This window comes from Streptomyces sp. NPDC088745 (assembly GCF_044751045.1).
GTDB classification, from domain to species: domain Bacteria; phylum Actinomycetota; class Actinomycetes; order Streptomycetales; family Streptomycetaceae; genus Streptomyces; species Streptomyces cremeus.
This window is the reverse complement of record NZ_JBIVLB010000006.1, coordinates 423,275-440,634: the sequence shown is the minus strand read 5'-3', so window position 1 is coordinate 440,634 and position 17,360 is coordinate 423,275. Positions and strand designations below refer to the sequence as shown.

Below are 17,360 nucleotides of genomic sequence, written 5' to 3'. Positions count from 1 at the left end.
TACCCACCCGACCCCGGCGACCTGCCCGACCTCCAGCCCGACAACACCCCGCCCACCGAGGAACAGCGCGAAGCACACCAGGTCAAGCAGGACCGGTTCCGCGAACTGCGCGAAGTACGGCACACGATCCTGCGCCTCATCGGGGACCACTACCGCCTCCCCGCCGAGGACGATCGCCGCTCCTGGCAGGGCTACGATCTCAATCTCACCGGCGTCACCATCGACGGCCCCATGGATTTCACCGGTGCACAGTTCTCCGGCGGCACCGTGAACTTCACCCGTGTGCAGTTCTCCGGCGGCACCATGAACTTCACCCGTGTGCAGTTCTCCGGCGGCACCATGAACTTCCGCAATGCGCTGGGGGCGGTTCCCCATGGGCTTCTCGACTCCCTGGGCCTTCCCGTTCCCGCGACGGTCGTTCTTCCTGCTCGCTGGCAGCCCGGGGCCCCGTAGCACGAATTTCTGGGCGCGGAGTACGCGGCGGGGAAGGCCGGCACCCCTGTGCCACCCGCCCTCGGGCGGAACGGGCGCCGGCCGCTTTCGTCAGGTCCGGCAGGTCGCGTTGGCAGAGTCCGCGCTGTACGCGTACGGGCGGCGGGACGTGGCGGCGGGCGGCTGCGCGGCCCGGCGGGCGGCGAAGTTGTCCGGGGTGTTCTGGTGTCCGTGATCCGCTTCCCGGATCGGGGGATCGTGGTGCGGATCAGGCGGCGAAGCCCACGTTGGTCACGTACTCGTACTGACCCCAGTCGGAGCCGAGGTCGCCGATGACGTCGTCCCATGCCTCTTCAAGCTCGCTGTGGTCACTGGCGGCCCAGGAGCCGGATCAGTCCCAGCGGCTGTCGGGGACGAGACCCCGTCCGTCGGGCGCGAGACCCTCGAAGTTGTCCACGTCATGCACTTCCGCAACCCCGAAGAGGAGCCCAGGATCGGCTGGTTCCTCACCGCGCGGCAACGGACGGGCGAGCCCGCCAACTTGGAGCCTCACAAGTGCGCGGGCCCGTCCTGGTATCTCCCCGACCAGCTTCCCAACACCACTGTCCCGTACAGCGCGCTGGGCATCGCCCACTGCCTCAAGGGCGAACCGTTCTCCGTGCACGGCTGGCAGGAGCCGTGAGGGCACGGGAGACCGAGGGGGAAAGACCTCTGGCCCCGCACGAAGGCGTGCGGGGCCAGGGAGACGGGTGTTCCGCCGTGGCCCGGGGGGGCGGAGCCGGTGGGCGGACCTCCCCCGGCCCGGCCGGGTGGGTGTCAGAAGCGGACGTCGGAGCAGGCGTAGAAGGCGTTGCCGGTGTCGGCGATGGTCCACACGCCCAGGATGAGGTGGCGTCCGGTCTTCTGCGGCAGGACACCGGCGTGGGTGACAGTGGCGCCAGGCTGACGCCCACCGAAGGGCACCGTGAGGAACGGCTGCGGATCCAGGTCGGCCCTGGTCAGCGGCTTGGCCGGGTTCCAGCCGTCCTTGGTGATGTAGTAGCGGAAGTCGGTGGTGGCGTGGCGCGCGGTGATCCGCCAGACAAAGTTGTGGCTCTGGCCTGCGGTGAGGGTGGTGGCCGGCCAGTTCCCGCCCCGCGGGTCGTCCAGCTCGGAGAAGCGCCCGATGCCGCCCGAGCAGATGTGCCCGTCGGCGGGCCCGCGCGTGGGGAAGCCCTTGGACCCCTCCACGCTCGGCGGCTCCCACTGGATCTGCCCGCAGTTGCGGACGGTGCCGTTGCCGCACAGCTGCTGGCGGCTGACCGGCGAGTCGGTGTAGCCGTGGCTCGACGCGCTGCCGCTGGTGGCGAGCACGGCGGAACCGGCCAGGCCGAGGCCGAGAAGTAACGAAGTGAGCTTCCTGCGCATGGCGTGCTCCCGTGGTCCGAGGGTGCGGATGGGGGGGGCGGACGCACCCCTGCGACGCACTGCCGATGTAGCGGATGGACATGGATGCAGCGGATGCAGCGGGGCCGAGCAGCGGTGAGGCGGCAGGGCGGTGGCAGTGCGGAGAAGAACCGGAGGGCATACGTCCGACGCGGTCTAGACCAAGACTGAGGCTAGCCCCGGGACTTGAGCATGTCCATACCAATGACTATGCCGCTCGCGTTCCCCGCGTCAGACAACGTCAACGACTCCACCGTCTTCGACACGGTCATGGACGAGCTGCGGGTGCCCCGGACCGGTGCCGGGCGACCTCGCCGCAGGCCCGACGCGGACATCGCGGACAAGGCTTACTCGTCCCGGGCGATCCGCCAGGTCCTGCGCAGGCGAGGCATCCAGGCCGTGACCCCAGAACGGACCGACCAGAAGGCCAACCGCCTGCGGCGAGGGAAGGCCGGTGGCAGGCAGCCGGCCTTCGACCGCGAGCTCTACAAGGCACGCAACGTGGTCGAACGCTGCTTCAACCGTCTCAAGCAGTTCCGCGCGATCGCCACCCGATTCGACGAACTCGCCACCCGCTGCAAGGCCGGAGTCCATCTCGCCGCACTCATCCTCTGGCTCCGCGAACCCACCCAAGATCCTTTGTCAGACAGGCCCTAGTAGTGCTTTGTCAGGTGGTGTCGTAAGGCTGCCAGGTGGGTTGTCGGCAGGTGGGGCAGGTGCCGGTCCAGGTGGCGATGAGGTGCTGAAGGAGGTCCAGGGCCTGGCAGAGGGTCAGGCCCTGGCAGGGGCTTTTGGGCTGGTCCGCTGTTCGGTCAGGAACAGGTGGGCGGCGGTGACGAGGGTGACGTGGCGGTGCCGGCCGGTGAACGAGCGGCCCTCGAAATGGTCCAGGCCCAGGGCGGTCTTGAGCTCGCGATAGTCGTGCTCGATGCGCCAGCGTGCTTTCGCCAGGCGGACGAGGTCCTAGGCGGGAAGGTCGGCGGGCAGGTTCGAGATCCAGTACTTCACCGGCTCGCTCCCGCCTTCGGGCCACTGGGCGATCAGCCAGACCAATGGGATCGTGCCATCCTCACAGGGCTTGGGCCGGCGCCCGGCGAGCCTCACCCGCAGGAACACGAAGTGCGAACTCATCGCCGCCTTCGAGCCCTTGCGCCAGGTCACGGTTCGGCCGCCGCGACGGCCCACGGCCAGCACGTGATCTCGCAGGGGAACCGGGGTGGTGCGATAACGGGGCAGCGGCCGCGGTCCCAGACCGCCGTAAGCCGGCTGGTGAGGTGCGGCTTCCTCGCCATGGGCGGTCATCTCGCCCTTGGTCTGCAGGACGTAGGTCAGGCCGCGGTCTTCCAGGCTGCGGCGGAAGTCGGCGTTGGCACCGTAGCCGGTGTCCGCGACCACGACAGCGGGCCGCAGACCGGTGGCGGCGAGTTCGTCGAGCATGTCCAGGGCAAGCTGCCCCTTGGGCGGATGATGTTCCCTCTCGGGTATCCGGCAGGCCCGCCGACGGCCTGCGGCCTCGTCCCCGCCCCAGGCCGCGGGCAGGAACAATCGCAAGGACAGTGGGCACGAGGCGGTGTCGGACGCGGCGTGGACACTGACGCCGATCTGGCAGTTGCCGACCTTGCCCAGGGTGCCGGAGTACTGCCGGGCCACCCCGGGCGAACGACGGCCGTCCTTGGGGAAACCGGTGTCGTCCACCACCCACACCTGCGGCCGCACCGACGCCACCGCCCGCCAGGCCAGCCGGGACCGCACGTCCTGGACCGGCCACGTCGAGGACGTCATGAACTGCTGCAGCTGCTGGTGATCGACACCGAGCCGTTCCGCCATCGGCTGCATCGACTTCCTGCGGCCGTCCAGCAGCAGGCCCCGTAGATACACGGCACCCTCTTCGCGCTGGTCCCGACGCACCAACGGCGCGAACACCTCGGACGCGAACTCCTCCAGCCGACTCCGTACCGCCGCAAGCTCCTCAGCCCTCATACAGCCGGCGAACTACCAGACCCCCAACACGACAAGACCACATAACAAAGCACTACTAGACCGGCAGCGGGACTTCCTCCGCAGTCAGAGCCACCGTCAATAAACACACGCCGCCGTCCTCTTCACGCCTCTTCGGCGATTGATTCCGGCCAGCTTCCGCCGCCGTCGTTCCCCTTCGGTCATGAGTAGTAAAAAAGCGCCCGCACGGGGTTGATCAATTGCGGCATTGATCCTACGTTCGGAAATCGTTCAGCGACTCGCGGGACATTCATACGGCCAACGGCACACCACCCCCACAAGAGGTGCCCCTGTGCCCGGAACTGCCCCATATAAAGGGGCGAGAAGGAGCAGAGAATGAAGTTTCTGTTTGCCATCAAGAACGCCGTGTCCCATCAGAAGAGCCTGAAGGCCAGCGCTTGGTACATCTGGTACTAGAAGCGCTGCTCGGGTCCGCCCCCGTCGTCCAGCGGGGGCGGACCCGAGAGGCACCGTTCGCAGCCTCGTCCGGCCCTTCGGAGTCCTTCCCATGACGCAGCCCACGCCCGCCCGCCTCCCGTCCTCACACCCGGACCCCTCGCACCCCGCCGCTGCCCGGACCACCACGTTCGCGCCCCGGCTGGCCGCACTGCTGCGGGAACACCGGGGCAAGGACGTCTTCCGGCTGGAGCCCGACACCATCGGGGTCGCCGGTCACGAACTCGCCGACCGCATCCTGTCGGCCCGGCGCGCCACGGAGGTCGAGCGGCCCACTTTCAAGCCGCTCCAGGGGCGTTCCATCCCGCCGAGCGAGGCGGCCCTGGTGATGCGGACCGTCGGCCGCGACGTACGCGAGGCGCTGAAAAGGCCACGGCCCGGAAATATCGACCTCTCCGGCCCGTGGCCGCACACCGGGCATGTATTTCTGCGCGATCTGATATTGGGCGGGGACCCTTATCGGCTGCGTATTCTGATGAGCCGGAATCTCGAATTGACGACCAAACTCACCTGGTCCGTCATCGCGGCGGGCGCCGCCCTCCCCCGCCCCCTGAGGGCCCGCCCCGGCCACGAACTCACCGCGCTGGCCCGCCGGACCGCCGAGGCCGGGAACTACCAGGACCGCCGCTACGCGATGGGCATGTACCGGCGGGCCGCCGCACCGGTCTGCTTCACCGTCTCCACCCTCGTCGCGAACGCGCTGTGGCTGGGCTCGCCCTTCGACCCGTCCGTCCCGAACCGCAACATCCTGTATGAAGCCATGCGGCTGCTGCCGCCCTCGTGGAACATGCTGCGCAACGCCTCCCCCGAGTACCCCGAACTCGATCCGGCGATCGGCGCGGGCGACGACATCCTCGTCCTGCCGCTGCTCTCGCAGCGCGATCCGGCACTGTGGGAGCACCCAGACGAGTTCCGCCCCGAGCGCTGGGACGCGCTCGACCCGGACACCGCGCCCGGCTACCTCGCCTTCGGCCACGGCTCGGAACGCTGCTGGGGCCGCCACGCGGTGATGCCGCTCGCGGAACTCCTGCTCGACCTGCTGCGCAACGAGGGCCTCGCGGTCAGCCCGAAGCAGCGCTCGGCGAAGGTTCCCCTGGCGGGGCTCCTCGGGGTGGACGAGGTGCAAGTGACGCGGGAAGGGCACTGCCGCTCACGGTGTCGTCCACTCTCAAACGGTGGGCTCCACCGCGCTTTCTCCCCCTGTCGTTGTTCGAGAACGGGTGACGAGTAGGAGCGTCTGTCATCTGCCCCGGTGCAGTTCCCTCCTTGTGCCGCGAGGGCCCGGTGGCGGGACATTCGGCGGAGTGATCACCCCAAGGACAGGAGGACGATCGCGGCGCCCGCACTGAGCAAGCCCGCCATCTGCTTCCCGGTCACCTTCTCGTGCAGAAGCACCAGCCCCAGAACGGTAGGGATGGCCGGGTACAGGGAGGCCAGAACGACGACGATGGCGAGCATCTGCTGATGAGCGGCCAGGAGGTAGAGCGACAGGCCCAGTGCTGCATCCGCGCCGATGACGGCCGCCTGCATCAGCATTCCCGGCGGTTGCCGGAAATGAGAGGCGTGGCGCCAGGTGTGCGGCAGGAGGAGGAGCACTGCGGCGAGGCGGCCGGCAGCGACGGGCCACAGGCCGCTTGCCGGATCGGCCTGAGCAAGCCCGATGCACTGGACCGCCACGCCCACACTGGCGGTCAGACCGTCGACGGCCGCCCCTCCCCCGGCCGTACGGCCGTTAGGCCTGGAGCGCGAGCGTCGGGGACAGCCGGGAGGCCCGGACCGCCGGATAGAGCCCGGCCACCGTGCCGATCACCAGCGTCGCGCCGAAACCACCGCCCACCGCCCACGACGGAACCACCCAGGGCAGCGCGGCGACGTACGCGTAGGCGGCCGTCGCCGCCGCGCCCAGGGCGACGCCCGCCAGTCCGCCGAGGCCGGAGAGCATCAGGGACTCGGTCACGAACTGGATCCTGATCTGGCCCCGGGTCGCACCGAGGGAGCGGCGCAGACCGATCTCGTGGCGGCGTTCCAGAACCGAGATGATCATGGTGTTGGCGACGCCGACACCGCCCACCAGCAGCGCGATCGCACCGAGCCCGAGGAGCAGGGACGAGAAGGCCCCTTCGGTCGCGGCCTTGGCCCGAAGCGCCGAGGACGGGTCCCCGACCGCCACGTTGTGCGGGCTGCGCGGGTCGATGGTCGGGGCGAGCAGTTTCTGCACGGAGGCTACGGACGCGTCCGTGGACCGTTCGTAGACCGCCGTCGGGTGTCCGTCGAAACCGAGCAGTTGTTGTGCGGCTTCCCAGCCCACCAGAGCCGCGCGTTCGATCTCCGGTGCGAGCGGCAGCGGGCCCAGGATGCCGACAACGGTGAAGTACCGGTTGTCGATCCAGACCTGCTGTCCCGCCCCGGTGATGCCGAGCCGGGCTGCCGTCACATGGCCGAGTACGACGGAGGGATAACGGCCGTTGGCGGCGTTCAGCCAGGTGCCGGTGGCCGTGGCGCCGCGCAGCACGTCCAGCATCCCCTCGGTCGCGGCCTTCACCGCGATACCTCCGGTCTCGTCCTCGGGGATCTTCTGTGAGCGCCGGACGGAGTGCGGGAGGTCACCGGTCGCGCCGACGTCCTCGACGCCCGCGATCCGGCCGACCATGCCCACCGCATCCTTCGGCAGCCTGACCTTCTCACCGCTGAACATCCCTTCGCCCGGCTTGGCGACCAGCATGTTCGTGCCGAGCGCGTCGAGCTGCCGCAGCAACTGCGCCTGGCTGGAGGCCGAGATGCCGACCACCGCGATCATCGTGGCGATGCCGATCGCGATCCCGAGCGCGGAGAGCACCACCCGAACCGGGCGGCTGCGCAGTCCGGCCGAGCCGACATGCAGAACGTCCCGTGGCCCGAGCCGGGCAGCCCGCGGTGTTCTGCTCCCTCGGCGGGTCCTGTTCGCGCGTCCCATCAGGCAGCGACCTTTCCGAGCGCGGTGTCCGCCGCGATCCGGCCGTCGCGGATGCGGACCTGGCGGGGCAACCCCTGTGCGATCTGCGTGTCGTGGGTGATGACCGCGATCGTCGTGCCCTGTGCGTTGAGGTCGCGCAGCAGTTCCATCACCGTCTCACCGGACTTCGAGTCCAGCGCGCCGGTCGGCTCGTCGGCGAGCAGCAGGTCCGGTTCGCCGACCACCGCCCGGGCGATGGCGACCCGCTGCTTCTGCCCGCCGGACAGCTCGTGCGGCCGGTGCTTCATGCGGTCGGCGAGTCCGACCCGGGCGAGCGCGTCGGCGGCCAGCTCGCGCCGCCGGGCCCGGGGCAGCCCGGAGTACAGCAGCCCTTCGGCGACGTTCTCCAGCGCGCCGACCCCGGGCACCAGGTGGAAGGCCTGGAAGACGAAGCCGATGTGCCGGGCGCGCAGCGCCGACAGTCTTCGGTCCGCCAGTGCGGCCACGTCGTGGCCGGCGATCTCCACCGACCCGGTGGTGGGTTGGTCCAGGGTGCCGACGATGTGCAGCAGGGTGGACTTGCCGGAGCCGGACGGGCCGGCGATGGCGAGGAGTTCTCCCCGTTCGACGTGCAGGTCGATTCCGTCGAGGGCGCGTACCCCGCCCGCGTACTCCTTGGTGACCTTGCGGAGCCGTACGACCGCGGGCGGCGGGGCCGTCGCAGTGGCCGGGGGTGTGGTGGTCGTGGTGGTCATGCGGACGGCACCCCGACCTTCATGCCCTCGCGCAGCCCGTGGCCGCTGATCTCGACGCGCCCCTGCCCGAACATCCCGAGTTCGACCGCCACGTCCCTGGCCCGGCCGTTGTCCACGACCTGGATGCCGAAGCCGCCGCCCGGCAGGGCGAGCAGGGCGTTGACGGGCACGGACAGGACGTTCCTGCGCGTCTGGCCGGTGAGGTCGACGACGACCGGCGACTGGTCGACGCCCTTGATCTTGTCCGGGTCGTCGAAGGAGACCGTGATGTCGATCTTCGGGGTGCGGTCCTGCGGGTCGTCGCCCGCCGAGGCGGTCCGGCCCACCGACGACACCCTGCCCGGCGCTCGCGTGCCGTCCGGGAGTTCCACGGAGACCCGAGTGCCCGCCTTCGCCTGTTCCGCGTCCGCGACGGCGAGCTTGAACCGTACGACGCGCTCGGACCCCGTCACGGTGAGCACCGGGCGGCCGGGTCCCGTCTGGTCCCCGGCGGCGGCGTTCGCTTGCTTGACACGCACCGCGCCCGCCGCGAAGGCGATCGTGTCGGGCCCGAGGGTGCCGGTCTGCTTCATGTCGTGCGACTTCTGCCACCGTCTGACGGCGGCGGCGGTCTTCTCCGAGTACGCGTCGTCGACGGTGAAGCCGGTGTACCCGAGCGCGGCCAGGTTCTCCTCCACCTGCCGTACGTCCTTGCCCTCGGCGCCCGTCTTGAGCGTGCGGTACATGGGCTCGGGGCCGTACATCAGGCGGACCGGTCTGCCGTCGACCTCGTAGAGACGCCCGTCCCGTCCGACGTCGGAGCCCGCCGGGGCGAGCCAGTTGAGGGTCCCGGCCGCACCCGCGTTGATCTTCCGTTCGCCGCGGTGCCCGAGGGTGCCGTCCTGCCGGGAGCTGTCGCTGAGGTCGCCCCGGGTGATCGCGGTCGTCGCGGGCGGCAGCCCCGGGTCCGCCGCCGCGGGCTGCGGCTTCGGCGCGGTCAGGGCGGTGACGGCCGCGCCCGTCCCGGCGACGGCCACGATCACGGCCAGGGAGACGACGAGCTGGCGCCGGCTCATCGCGACACGCTCTCGCAGGCCTTGTTCGCCCTGTCGAACTTCTCCTTCTCCGCACCCTGGGGCATCGGCCGCGCCGCCGACACCGCGCCGCCGCCCTCGAACTTCGGGTCGGGCATGTCGACGCCGTTCTTCCGCATGCACTGGGCGTACGTGATCATCTTGTCCTTGTCGGCCTGGGTCAGCTCCTTGCCCATGCCGGCCCCGCCCTTGCTGCGGCAGGCCTTGAACGCCTTCTCCATTTTCTCCTTGGACATCCCGTCACCACCGATGGTCAGGCCCACGCCCTGCTCGCCCGGCTTGGGCTCGGGCACGTCCAGCCCCTGTTCACGCAGGCACTTGCGGTGCTCCAGCGCCTGATCGGCCTTCTTGCCCTCGTCGCTGGTCGTCCCGCTTCCGGCGACGGCCGTGCCGCCGTCGGTGGCGCAGGCGCTCATGAGCAGGCAGAGGGCGGTCAGGCCGGTCACGAGGGCCGGAGTGGTGTTGCGTGGAGTCGTTCGTGTCGTCATGGGCGCAGCGTGCCGGGGCGGGATGTTTCGTTTCTCTCAGCGGATGGGTTAACACCGACGAAAGCCCCCGTCGGGTACACAGGGCTCATGCGCGTACTGGTGGTGGAGGACGAGGCGTTCCTCGCCGAGATGATTGCCGAGGGGCTGCGCCGGGACGCGCTCGCCGTGGACGTCGCCGGTGACGGCCCGGAGGCACTGCGGAAACTGCGGTTCGGGGAGTACGACGTGCTCGTCCTGGACCGCGACCTCCCCGGAATGCACGGGGACGACGTGTGCCGCCGGGTCGTCGAGCAGCGGCTGCTCACGCGGATCCTGATGCTGACGGCGGCGGGAACGGTGCGCGACCGGGTCGACGGCCTCGGCCTGGGCGCCGACGACTACCTGGCCAAGCCGTTCGCGTACGACGAACTGCTCGCCCGCGTCCTGGCCCTCGGCCGGCGTGCCCGGCCGGCGTTGCCCCCCGTCCTGGAACGGGCCGGAATCGCCCTGGACACGGCCCGCCGCCAGGCCAGCCGCGACGGACGCCACCTGCACCTGTCCCGCAAGGAGTTCGCGGTCCTGGAGGCGCTGCTGCGCGCGGAGGGAGCCGTCGTGAGCGGCGAGGACCTCATCGAGCAGGTGTGGGAGGAGCACACCAGTTACCGCACGAGCGCGGTACGGGTGACCTTGAGCAAGCTCCGCGCCAAACTGGGTGAGCCACCGGTGGTCGAGACGGTGCCCGGCGAGGGCTACCGCATCACGCCGGGAACCTCGTGAACACCCGCGGTCTCCGGCGCCCAACGACCTTCAGGGGCACGCTGGGCGGTGAGCGGGCCAAGCTGACGGCGCTGTACGGCGGCTTGCTGCTCCTGGCCGGCGCACTGCTGACGGGGGTGGTGTACCTCCTGGTCAGGGAGGGTCTGTACGCCACGATCAGCGTGGCGGTCAACGGTGCCGTACCCGCGAAGCGGCTGAACGAGGCGCCCTCCGCCACACCCGCGCCGTTCGACTCCCCTCACCCGCTACCGACCTGGCAGGACGCCCAGCCCGCGAGTCCCGGCCCGCTGCCGCCCGGGGTGAGCCGCGGCATGGCGGTGACCAGCCGGGTGAGCGACGCGGTGGAGAACGCCGCACTGGAACGGCTGCTGACGGTGTCGCTGCTCGTTCTTCTCGTGTACGCCGTCCTCTCCGTCGTCCTCGCCTGGTGGGTGGCCGGCCGGGTGCTGCGGCCCGTCGCCGTGATCACCGAGACGGCCCGCCGGCTCTCCGGCGACGACCTGCTCGGGGCGCCGCCCCGGCACAGCCCCTGGGGCAGGATCGACCTGGACGCCCCGCCGGGAGAGCTGAAGAAGCTCGCCGACACCTTCGACTCCATGCTCGGCCGCATGGAACGGCTGGTGTCGGCGCAGCAACGGTTCGCCGCGAACGCCGCGCACGAGCTGCGCACCCCGGTCGCGGTGCAGCGGGCCGCCGCCGAGATCGGACTGGCCGGAACACCGGACCCGGAGCGGGTCGCCCGGATCCGTACGAAACTGATCGACGTCGCCGACACGAGCGAGAGGATCATCGAAGGGCTGCTGCTCCTGGCCTCCTCCGACCAGGGCCTGGCCGAACTCCGGCCCGTGACGGTGCACGAGGCGGCCCGCCGCACGGCGGACGAGCTGGCGGCCGAGGCCGCGGAACACGCGGTGACGGTCACGGTCGACGCACGACCGCTGACGGTGTCCGGAGACGCGGTGCTCCTGGACCAGCTCCTGCACAACCTGCTCGCGAACGCCGTACGTCACAACGTCCCCGGCGGCCGGGTGGCGGTCCGCACCGGGCCCGACGGCATCGAGGTGGCGAACACCGGCCCGGTGGTGCCGGACGCCACTGTCCCCCTCCTCTTCGAACCCTTCCGCCGCCTGACCGAGCGCACGCACGCCTCCGGGGAGGGCGCCGGCCTGGGCCTGTCGATCGTCGACTCCATCGCACGCGCCCACGGCGCGACGGCGACGGCCACGGCGAACACGGAGGGCGGGGGTCTGACAATCCGGGTGTGCTTCGACACGAACACCTGAAGGAGTACGTCCCCGGCCGACCTCCATCAGGCGGACTCGCCCAGCGGGTTAGTACTCCAGCAGCGGATCGTGTCCTGAGGTGCTGCTGGAGTACTAAGACCGTGTTCTATGTGTTCCGACGGCCGTTGAGCCGGTCATGGGGCGGGGTACGTGGAGTTGGATTGTTCCGGACGGGTTGTGGGAGATCGCGGAGCCGCTGATCCCGGCGTCGAGGGTGCGGCCGCAGGGTGGCGGGACGCAGGACACGCCTGATGAGACGCTGTTCGCGGCGATCATCTACGTGCTGGTCAGCGGCTGTGCCTGGCGATCGCTGCCGCCCTGCTTCGGGATGTCGAAGTCGACAGCCCATCGCCGGTTTCTGATCTGGTCGAGAGCCGGCGTATGGGGCCGGCTGCACGAGGAGATCCTGCACCGGCTCGACGACGTCGGCCTCCTCGACCTCTCCCGTGCAGTCCTCGACTCCGCCCACGTCCGGGCTGAAAAGGGGGCGAACTCACAGGTCCAAGCCCCGTGGACCGGGGTAAGCAGGGTTCCAAGATGCACGTCCTGTCGGACGCGAACGGGCTGCCCCTCCTCGTCGGCATCTCGGCCGCCAACACCCACGACAGCCAAGCGCTGAAGCCGATGGTGCTCGGTCACCAAACGAGACACGATCCCCGCCGCGGCCGTCACTTCAAGCCCCAACGCCTCCACGCAGACAAGGCTTACGACATACCTGAACTGCGAAAATGGCTACGCGGCAAGCGAATCGGCGTCCGCATCGCCCGTGAGGGCAACGAGTCATCAGAGCGGCTCGGCCGCCGTCGGTGGGTGATCGAGCGGACCATGTCATGGCTGACCGGCTACCGCCGGCTCAACCACCGCTACGAGCGCCATCTCCGCAACTACCTGGCCTTTCTCGGCCTCGCCGCCGCCATCTGCTGCTACAAGCGACTCGTCCGCCGGACCACATAGGACACGGTCTAAGCCAGGCAGTCCTGGAGGCTCTCACCCGGCCCGCGACCGCTCAGCCCGTCAGGCTCGTCTGGGATGCCGTCTCAGCGAACTTCTGCGCGACTTCGACCCCGCAGAAGTCGTAGCGGCTGCCGCAAAACGCTGGCGCAACGAGACACCGGAACCCTGATGTGTGCACTCCCCGTTGATTCCTCTGGCCACACCTACGCCATTGCTCTGGTTGTGACCCATAGCTAGCATGACCTGTCCGTGTCCAGCGTGTGATCGGCGGGGGGGAAACCATGTCCGTGCCCATCCCAACAGTCGGCATCAGAAGAGGAATTCTCCCTTCCGGTGAGAGGGCAGTGTCCCGAGCCGTCCTGGTCCAGTTCAGCGACCTCTTGCTGACCGAGGACAGCACCATGAGGGACTACTACAGGCGTTCATACGCCCGCATGCGTGGCTACTACATGCCACAACACTTCATGGAAATCCCATACTGGATACCCATCGTCGCCTCCATGCTCCCCGACGAGCATTTCCGCAAAGAGCTTATGGTCGTCGACGATCTCGACGTCGCGCACAGCAGGCTCGCGGAGGCGGCCGAGGGTGACGTGTTCTTCTTCTCGGCGCTGGACGCCAATGTGGAGCAGCTGCTCCATCTGGCCTCCACTGGCGCGACGATGGTCGTCGGGGGCTATGTCGACCCGGAGGTGTTCCTGGGGCACCCCCACGTGAGCTTTCTCCACGACGTCGCGAACCTGCCCGACTTTCTGCCCGGGGCACGCCCTCGGACCACGCTCGACTACCGGCTCTTCGACGGGCTCCAGTGCATTCCTCGGTTCAGCATGAGCAGCGGATGCTCGTTCCGCTGCAACTTCTGCACTGTCCCCACACAGGTCGTTCCTGCCGACCCCGCAGGCTACGAGGCAGAGATAGCCGCCTTCGCGCCCCTGGACTTCCGGCTCGCCTTCATCGACGACAAGTCGTTCGGCGATCCGGCGGCGAACAACTGGCAGGACCTGGGAAAGGTCCGGGACATTTTCGCCGCCCTTCATCACGGATTCGAGGGGTTCATCATCCAGACCCCTCCGTCCCTGGCGGCCAGGCCCGGGTTCCTCGCAGACTGCCGTGACATGGGCGTGCGCTACGTCGAGTTCGGGGTCGAGACCGCGCACGACGGTCTCCTCAAATACCTCCGCAAGCCATTTCGCACCAAGCACCTCTACAAGGCGAGCGAAACCATCCGTGAGTTAGGGCTCTATGTGATCCCCAACTTCATCATGGGTATACCTGGGGACGACTACAAAGGAACGGTTCAATGGGTCAGGGAATTCGTGGACATCATGCCCGCCGTCAACATCAACTGGCTCGCCGCGCACTACGGCAATGAACGCGGGCATCTCGACCTGCCCGTCGAGACGTTCGGAGACCGGGACCAGAACACCGTCACCAAGAGCTGGCTCGACCAGGAGGAGATCGCCGCCGGGCTGGGCGCGGTCCAGGAGATATACGCCGTCACGGAGGCGTACTGGCGCGACCGCGCGACCTACCCGGGGGAACAGGTGTCGGCACAGTGACGACAGAGAAGGCCACGGCCCGGACCACCGTTCTGGAAGCGGAAGTCGGCCGCGCCCTCGGTGACCCAGGCATCCGCGTCGCTCCATGGCGGGAAGGAGTGGACTACTTCGCCGACCTCGCCCGTCACCCCGACGGCAGGATCGCCGGGGTCGTGCGCTCCCCCCGCCACGAGGTCCTGCAGACCGACTACGAGGGCGCCGTCGACTTCGCCGACGTACTCGCCAAGGAGGTGAACGTCCTCGGACTGCTGGGCGTGGCGGGCGTACCGGCTCCTCACGTCCTTGACTGGCGGCGGCGCGATGCCCCGGACGGCATCTCCTGGATGCTGTGCGAGCACATCGAACACCAGCCGACGGAGGAGCTGAACGAGGACCAGCAACAGGAGCTGGGAGGCATCACCCGTGCGATCCACTCCATCCGCCCGGGCAGGACGGTGGGGCGCCCGCCGGGACCATGGCCGTCCTACGTTCTCGGGCGCCTCACCGACCGGCTGCGCGCCGCCGAGAAGTACTGCCCTGGGCTCTCCACCGACACGGTGCTGTCCCGGTGCGCGGCCGATGTGCCCGCTGACGCGGACCGGACGGGAGCCCTGCTGCACCTCGACCTGCGGGCGCCCAACATCTGCGTGCGGCAGGGGAGCATCGCGGCGGTCATCGACGTCGCCAACGCGATCACCGGCGACCCCTGGCTCGAGCTCGCACGGATCCGCTTCTGCGGGCTTTTCACCGAGGCATTCCGGGCCGGGTACGGGCTCGACGACGCCGACGTCGAACACCACCGAAGGATCCTGGACTTCTACGAACTGGACATCGCGGCGCTGCTGACCGTCGTGGCGGTAGAGGAAATCGATGACCAGGAACTGCTGGCATCGTCCCGAGAACGTCTGGAGCACCTGTGCGCGCAGATCGTTCGCTGAGGCCACCGCTCTGCGCCGCCCAGACGTTCCCGTCCTTCGACCAGGCCCCGACGCAGGAGCTGGCTCTCGCCAGAACGCTCTACTCCAGCGCCGCCTGGTTCAGGCTCCTGGAACGGCACGGGCACGAGTACACCTATGCGTTGCTGCGTCAGGACCGTGATCTGGCGCTTTGCGCCGTCACCGAGGGAACCGGTACACAGGCACGCCGCTACCACCCGGAGTTCCTCCTCGCGGATCACGTCCCCGCCAAGGACTGCGTCGTCATCGGACCACGTACGGGATACCGCAACGAACTGCTCTTCGGCGCGAGCCCCCTCGCGGCCGACGCCCTCATCGCCGGACTCCAGGACGTCGCACAGGGGCGTACGGTCCTTCTGCCGTACCTCTGCGGCGTCGACGCCGCACGGTTCACCGCCGCGGGGCACCCGGCGGGGCTGGTGGCGTGGGAGGCATGGCTCGACGTCCCCGACCGCGGATTCGACGGCTACCTCGACTCGGTCGGCCACAGCCGCAGGCGCCAGATCAGGGCGGACCTGAGGCAGGTCACCGACAACGGTCTGCGCTTCGAGACCGCCCCCCTGGACCGGAACGCGCCGCTTGACGAGATCGCACGTCTCCTTGTTCTCCACGAGAAGAAGTACGACCCCTCCTACGCCCGCCCGCCCGCCGATTTCCTTCCCTACCTCGCCCTGTGCGCGCAGATACCCGGCGCCCACGTAATCCTCGCCCGCCTGAACGGGCGAGCCGTGGGATGCCATGTCATCTTCCACCACGCGGACGTGCTGTGGGTGCGTCTCTTCGGCGTCGACGAATCCCTGAGGGAAACGCGGAGTTCCTACTTCAGCCTCATGTTCTACGAACCTCTCAGGCTCGCCCACCGCCTCGGCGCCGCGGCGGTGCATCTGGGGATCGCCGCATCGGAGACGAAACTGCGGCGTGGAGCGCGCCTAGAACCCCTGTGGACCGTCGCGCTCGCCGGCGAGGGCACCCGAGGCCGGGCACGCCAAGGCCTGCGTGCACGCTCGATCGACCTCCCCGACCCGCTGCCCGCGTCGATGCGCCCTCCGGAGGCGCCGTGACGGTCACCGCCGAACAAGCCGGATACCGCGCCCTGTTCGCCGCCGGGCCCTTCCGCCGGTTCTTCGCCTCGCGCGCCGTCTCCCTGATCGGTGACGCCGTGGTTCCCACTGCGCTTGCCCTGGCCATGACTGAACTCGGCTATTCCTCGGGCTGGTTGGGGGGCATGCTGGCCGCGGCCATCCTCCCCAAGATCGTCTTTCTGGTCTTCGGTGGCATCGCCGCCGACCGCATGGCCAAGCGGCCCCTCATGGTCGCCTCGTCGATCGTCTGCGGATCGGCGCAGTTCATCACCGTGATCGTGCTGGTCAGCGGGGCCGACCCGTGGTGGGCCGTCCTCTGCCAGGGCGCCTACGGCATCTCGGTGGCCGCCGGTTACCCCGCCGCCTTCGGCTACCTGCCACACTGCGTCCCGGCTCAACACCTCAGACCCGCGAACGCGTTGATCGGTGCGTGGACCGGGGCGGCCGCGCTGCTCGGCCCCGTGATCACCGCCGTCTGCTTCGCCCTGGGGAACGCGGTCTGGGCTCTCGCGCTCGACGGCTTGTCCTTCCTGCTGGCGGCCGTACTCCTGTGGGGCCTGCCCCGCGGTGCCGCGGCGGTGGGGGAGGGCGTGGGGCAAGGTGTGTCCGCGATGCGCGAGGGCTGGCGCGCCATGCGGGGTCTTCCCTGGCTGCTGCGCATGACCCTCGTCGACAGCACCATTCTTCTGCTGGTGTCCGCGCCGTTCATGGTCCTTGGCCCAGGCCTGGTGACGCAGCGCATGTCGGCGAACGCCTGGGTGCTGCTCATGCTGCTCTTCGCGGCTGGTGAACTTCTCGGCAGCTTGGTCGCCGGCCGGGTGGCGCTGCCCCGGCCGGTCTTCACGGCCGCTCTGAGCCTGCTTGCCATGGGCCTTCCGCCGCTGCTTCTGGCCGCCGGGTCCGGGCTCGCCCCGCTGGCGGTTGTGCAGGTCCTCGCAGGAGCCTCAGTAGGGGCCTACAGCGTACTGGTCACGACGGCCGTCCAACGTTCCGTGCCCCAGGAGCACCTCTCCATGGTCGGCGCCCTGGCATCCGTCGGGTCCTTCGCCTTCCTTCCCGCCGGCTATGTGCTGGCGCCGCTGATCGCTTCGTGGACCGGGCCCACGCCAGTGCTCTGGGCGGCCGCGGCGTGGACCGCCGCGTCGGTCACCACATTGGCCACCGACCGTCGGCTGCGCGAGTTCCGGGGGCAGAACGCGTGAGCTTCGAGGGCGAAGGAGCACTGACGCACT

The 17,360-nt window shown here is 69.4% G+C and carries 18 protein-coding genes and 2 pseudogenes; 12 read left to right on the top strand and 8 right to left on the bottom strand.

Going from position 1 to position 17,360, the window contains the following annotated elements; genetic code table 11:
• Positions 1–231: 231 nt before the first annotated feature.
• Entirely contained in the window at positions 232–453 is a 222-nt protein-coding gene (locus ACIP93_RS19415; RefSeq protein ID WP_401760553.1) for a hypothetical protein, read from the top strand.
• 247 nt (positions 454–700) lie between these two features.
• Here ACIP93_RS19415 and ACIP93_RS19410 read toward each other — a convergent pair.
• A pseudogene (locus ACIP93_RS19410) lies at positions 701–820 on the bottom strand (transcriptional regulator); the annotation flags it as partial.
• A gap of 72 nt (positions 821–892) precedes the next feature.
• Between ACIP93_RS19410 and ACIP93_RS19405 the strand changes: the two are divergent.
• Positions 893–1,114, top strand: a complete 222-nt coding sequence (locus ACIP93_RS19405; protein ID WP_401760551.1) for a hypothetical protein — start codon at positions 893–895, stop codon at positions 1,112–1,114.
• Between the two features lie 134 nt (positions 1,115–1,248).
• Here ACIP93_RS19405 and ACIP93_RS19400 read toward each other — a convergent pair whose 3' ends face one another.
• Positions 1,249–1,839: a lytic polysaccharide monooxygenase auxiliary activity family 9 protein gene (locus tag ACIP93_RS19400; protein WP_345219807.1), complete on the bottom strand. Its 591-nt coding sequence runs from the start codon at positions 1,837–1,839 to the stop codon at positions 1,249–1,251.
• Between the two features lie 210 nt (positions 1,840–2,049).
• Here ACIP93_RS19400 and ACIP93_RS19395 point away from each other — a divergent pair, with 210 nt between their 5' ends.
• Positions 2,050–2,514, top strand: coding sequence for a transposase (locus ACIP93_RS19395; protein ID WP_401760549.1), 465 nt, complete (start codon positions 2,050–2,052; stop codon positions 2,512–2,514).
• A 114-nt stretch (positions 2,515–2,628) separates the two neighbouring features.
• Here ACIP93_RS19395 and ACIP93_RS19390 read toward each other — a convergent pair.
• Positions 2,629–3,837, bottom strand: a pseudogene (locus tag ACIP93_RS19390) (IS701 family transposase).
• A gap of 354 nt (positions 3,838–4,191) precedes the next feature.
• Here ACIP93_RS19390 and ACIP93_RS19385 point away from each other — a divergent pair.
• Both ACIP93_RS19385 and ACIP93_RS19380 read left to right on the top strand, forming a co-directional pair.
• Positions 4,192–4,272: a tryptorubin family RiPP precursor gene (locus ACIP93_RS19385; protein ID WP_380837501.1), complete on the top strand. Its 81-nt coding sequence runs from the start codon at positions 4,192–4,194 to the stop codon at positions 4,270–4,272.
• A gap of 91 nt (positions 4,273–4,363) precedes the next feature.
• Complete coding sequence (locus ACIP93_RS19380; protein ID WP_401760547.1) at positions 4,364–5,542, top strand: cytochrome P450; 1,179 nt, start codon at positions 4,364–4,366, stop codon at positions 5,540–5,542.
• 77 nt (positions 5,543–5,619) lie between these two features.
• Here ACIP93_RS19380 and ACIP93_RS19375 read toward each other — a convergent pair whose 3' ends face one another.
• The 5 genes from ACIP93_RS19375 to ACIP93_RS19355 are packed head-to-tail and all read right to left on the bottom strand — an operon-like array spanning position 5,620 to position 9,559.
• Complete coding sequence (locus tag ACIP93_RS19375) at positions 5,620–5,988, bottom strand: EamA family transporter (protein WP_401760544.1); 369 nt, start codon at positions 5,986–5,988, stop codon at positions 5,620–5,622.
• 55 nt (positions 5,989–6,043) lie between these two features.
• Positions 6,044–7,264 carry an ABC transporter permease gene (locus tag ACIP93_RS19370; RefSeq protein WP_401760541.1) on the bottom strand — a complete coding sequence of 407 codons (1,221 nt, stop codon included), beginning with the start codon at positions 7,262–7,264 and terminating at the stop codon, positions 6,044–6,046.
• Positions 7,264–7,998: an ABC transporter ATP-binding protein gene (locus tag ACIP93_RS19365; protein WP_345219803.1), complete on the bottom strand. Its 735-nt coding sequence runs from the start codon at positions 7,996–7,998 to the stop codon at positions 7,264–7,266. The genes ACIP93_RS19370 and ACIP93_RS19365 overlap by 1 nt, the downstream gene beginning before the upstream one ends.
• On the bottom strand, positions 7,995–9,053 hold the full coding sequence (locus tag ACIP93_RS19360; protein WP_401760538.1) for a peptidoglycan-binding protein: 1,059 nt from the start codon (positions 9,051–9,053) through the stop codon (positions 7,995–7,997). Before ACIP93_RS19360 ends, ACIP93_RS19365 begins: the two co-directional genes overlap by 4 nt.
• Complete coding sequence (locus ACIP93_RS19355) at positions 9,050–9,559, bottom strand: hypothetical protein (RefSeq protein ID WP_401760536.1); 510 nt, start codon at positions 9,557–9,559, stop codon at positions 9,050–9,052. The genes ACIP93_RS19360 and ACIP93_RS19355 overlap by 4 nt, the downstream gene beginning before the upstream one ends.
• An 87-nt stretch (positions 9,560–9,646) precedes the next feature.
• Here ACIP93_RS19355 and ACIP93_RS19350 point away from each other — a divergent pair, with 87 nt between their 5' ends.
• The 7 genes from ACIP93_RS19350 to ACIP93_RS19320 all read left to right on the top strand — a co-directional run bounded on the left by ACIP93_RS19350 (position 9,647) and on the right by ACIP93_RS19320 (position 17,330).
• A complete protein-coding gene (locus ACIP93_RS19350) occupies positions 9,647–10,315 on the top strand; it encodes a response regulator transcription factor (protein ID WP_401760533.1) in 669 nt (222 codons plus the stop codon).
• Positions 10,316–10,356: 41 nt separating this feature from the next.
• The gene (locus ACIP93_RS19345; protein ID WP_401760632.1) at positions 10,357–11,598 is read left to right on the top strand and encodes an ATP-binding protein; all 1,242 of its coding nucleotides are present in this window, start codon (positions 10,357–10,359) and stop codon (positions 11,596–11,598) included.
• Positions 11,599–11,734: 136 nt separating this feature from the next.
• A protein-coding gene (locus ACIP93_RS19340; protein WP_401760530.1) for an IS5 family transposase occupies positions 11,735–12,552 on the top strand; the annotation gives its coding sequence in 2 pieces (ribosomal slippage) (positions 11,735–12,077 and positions 12,077–12,552; 819 coding nt in all).
• 281 nt (positions 12,553–12,833) lie between these two features.
• Positions 12,834–14,111, top strand: coding sequence for a radical SAM protein (locus ACIP93_RS19335; RefSeq protein WP_401760527.1), 1,278 nt, complete (start codon positions 12,834–12,836; stop codon positions 14,109–14,111).
• Positions 14,108–15,028 carry a phosphotransferase family protein gene (locus tag ACIP93_RS19330; protein WP_401760524.1) on the top strand — a complete coding sequence of 307 codons (921 nt, stop codon included), beginning with the start codon at positions 14,108–14,110 and terminating at the stop codon, positions 15,026–15,028. Before ACIP93_RS19335 ends, ACIP93_RS19330 begins: the two co-directional genes overlap by 4 nt.
• Complete coding sequence (locus ACIP93_RS19325) at positions 15,007–16,107, top strand: GNAT family N-acetyltransferase (RefSeq protein WP_401760521.1); 1,101 nt, start codon at positions 15,007–15,009, stop codon at positions 16,105–16,107. The genes ACIP93_RS19330 and ACIP93_RS19325 overlap by 22 nt, the downstream gene beginning before the upstream one ends.
• The gene (locus ACIP93_RS19320) at positions 16,104–17,330 is read left to right on the top strand and encodes an MFS transporter (RefSeq protein ID WP_401760519.1); all 1,227 of its coding nucleotides are present in this window, start codon (positions 16,104–16,106) and stop codon (positions 17,328–17,330) included. The genes ACIP93_RS19325 and ACIP93_RS19320 overlap by 4 nt, the downstream gene beginning before the upstream one ends.
• Positions 17,331–17,360: the final 30 nt, after the last annotated feature.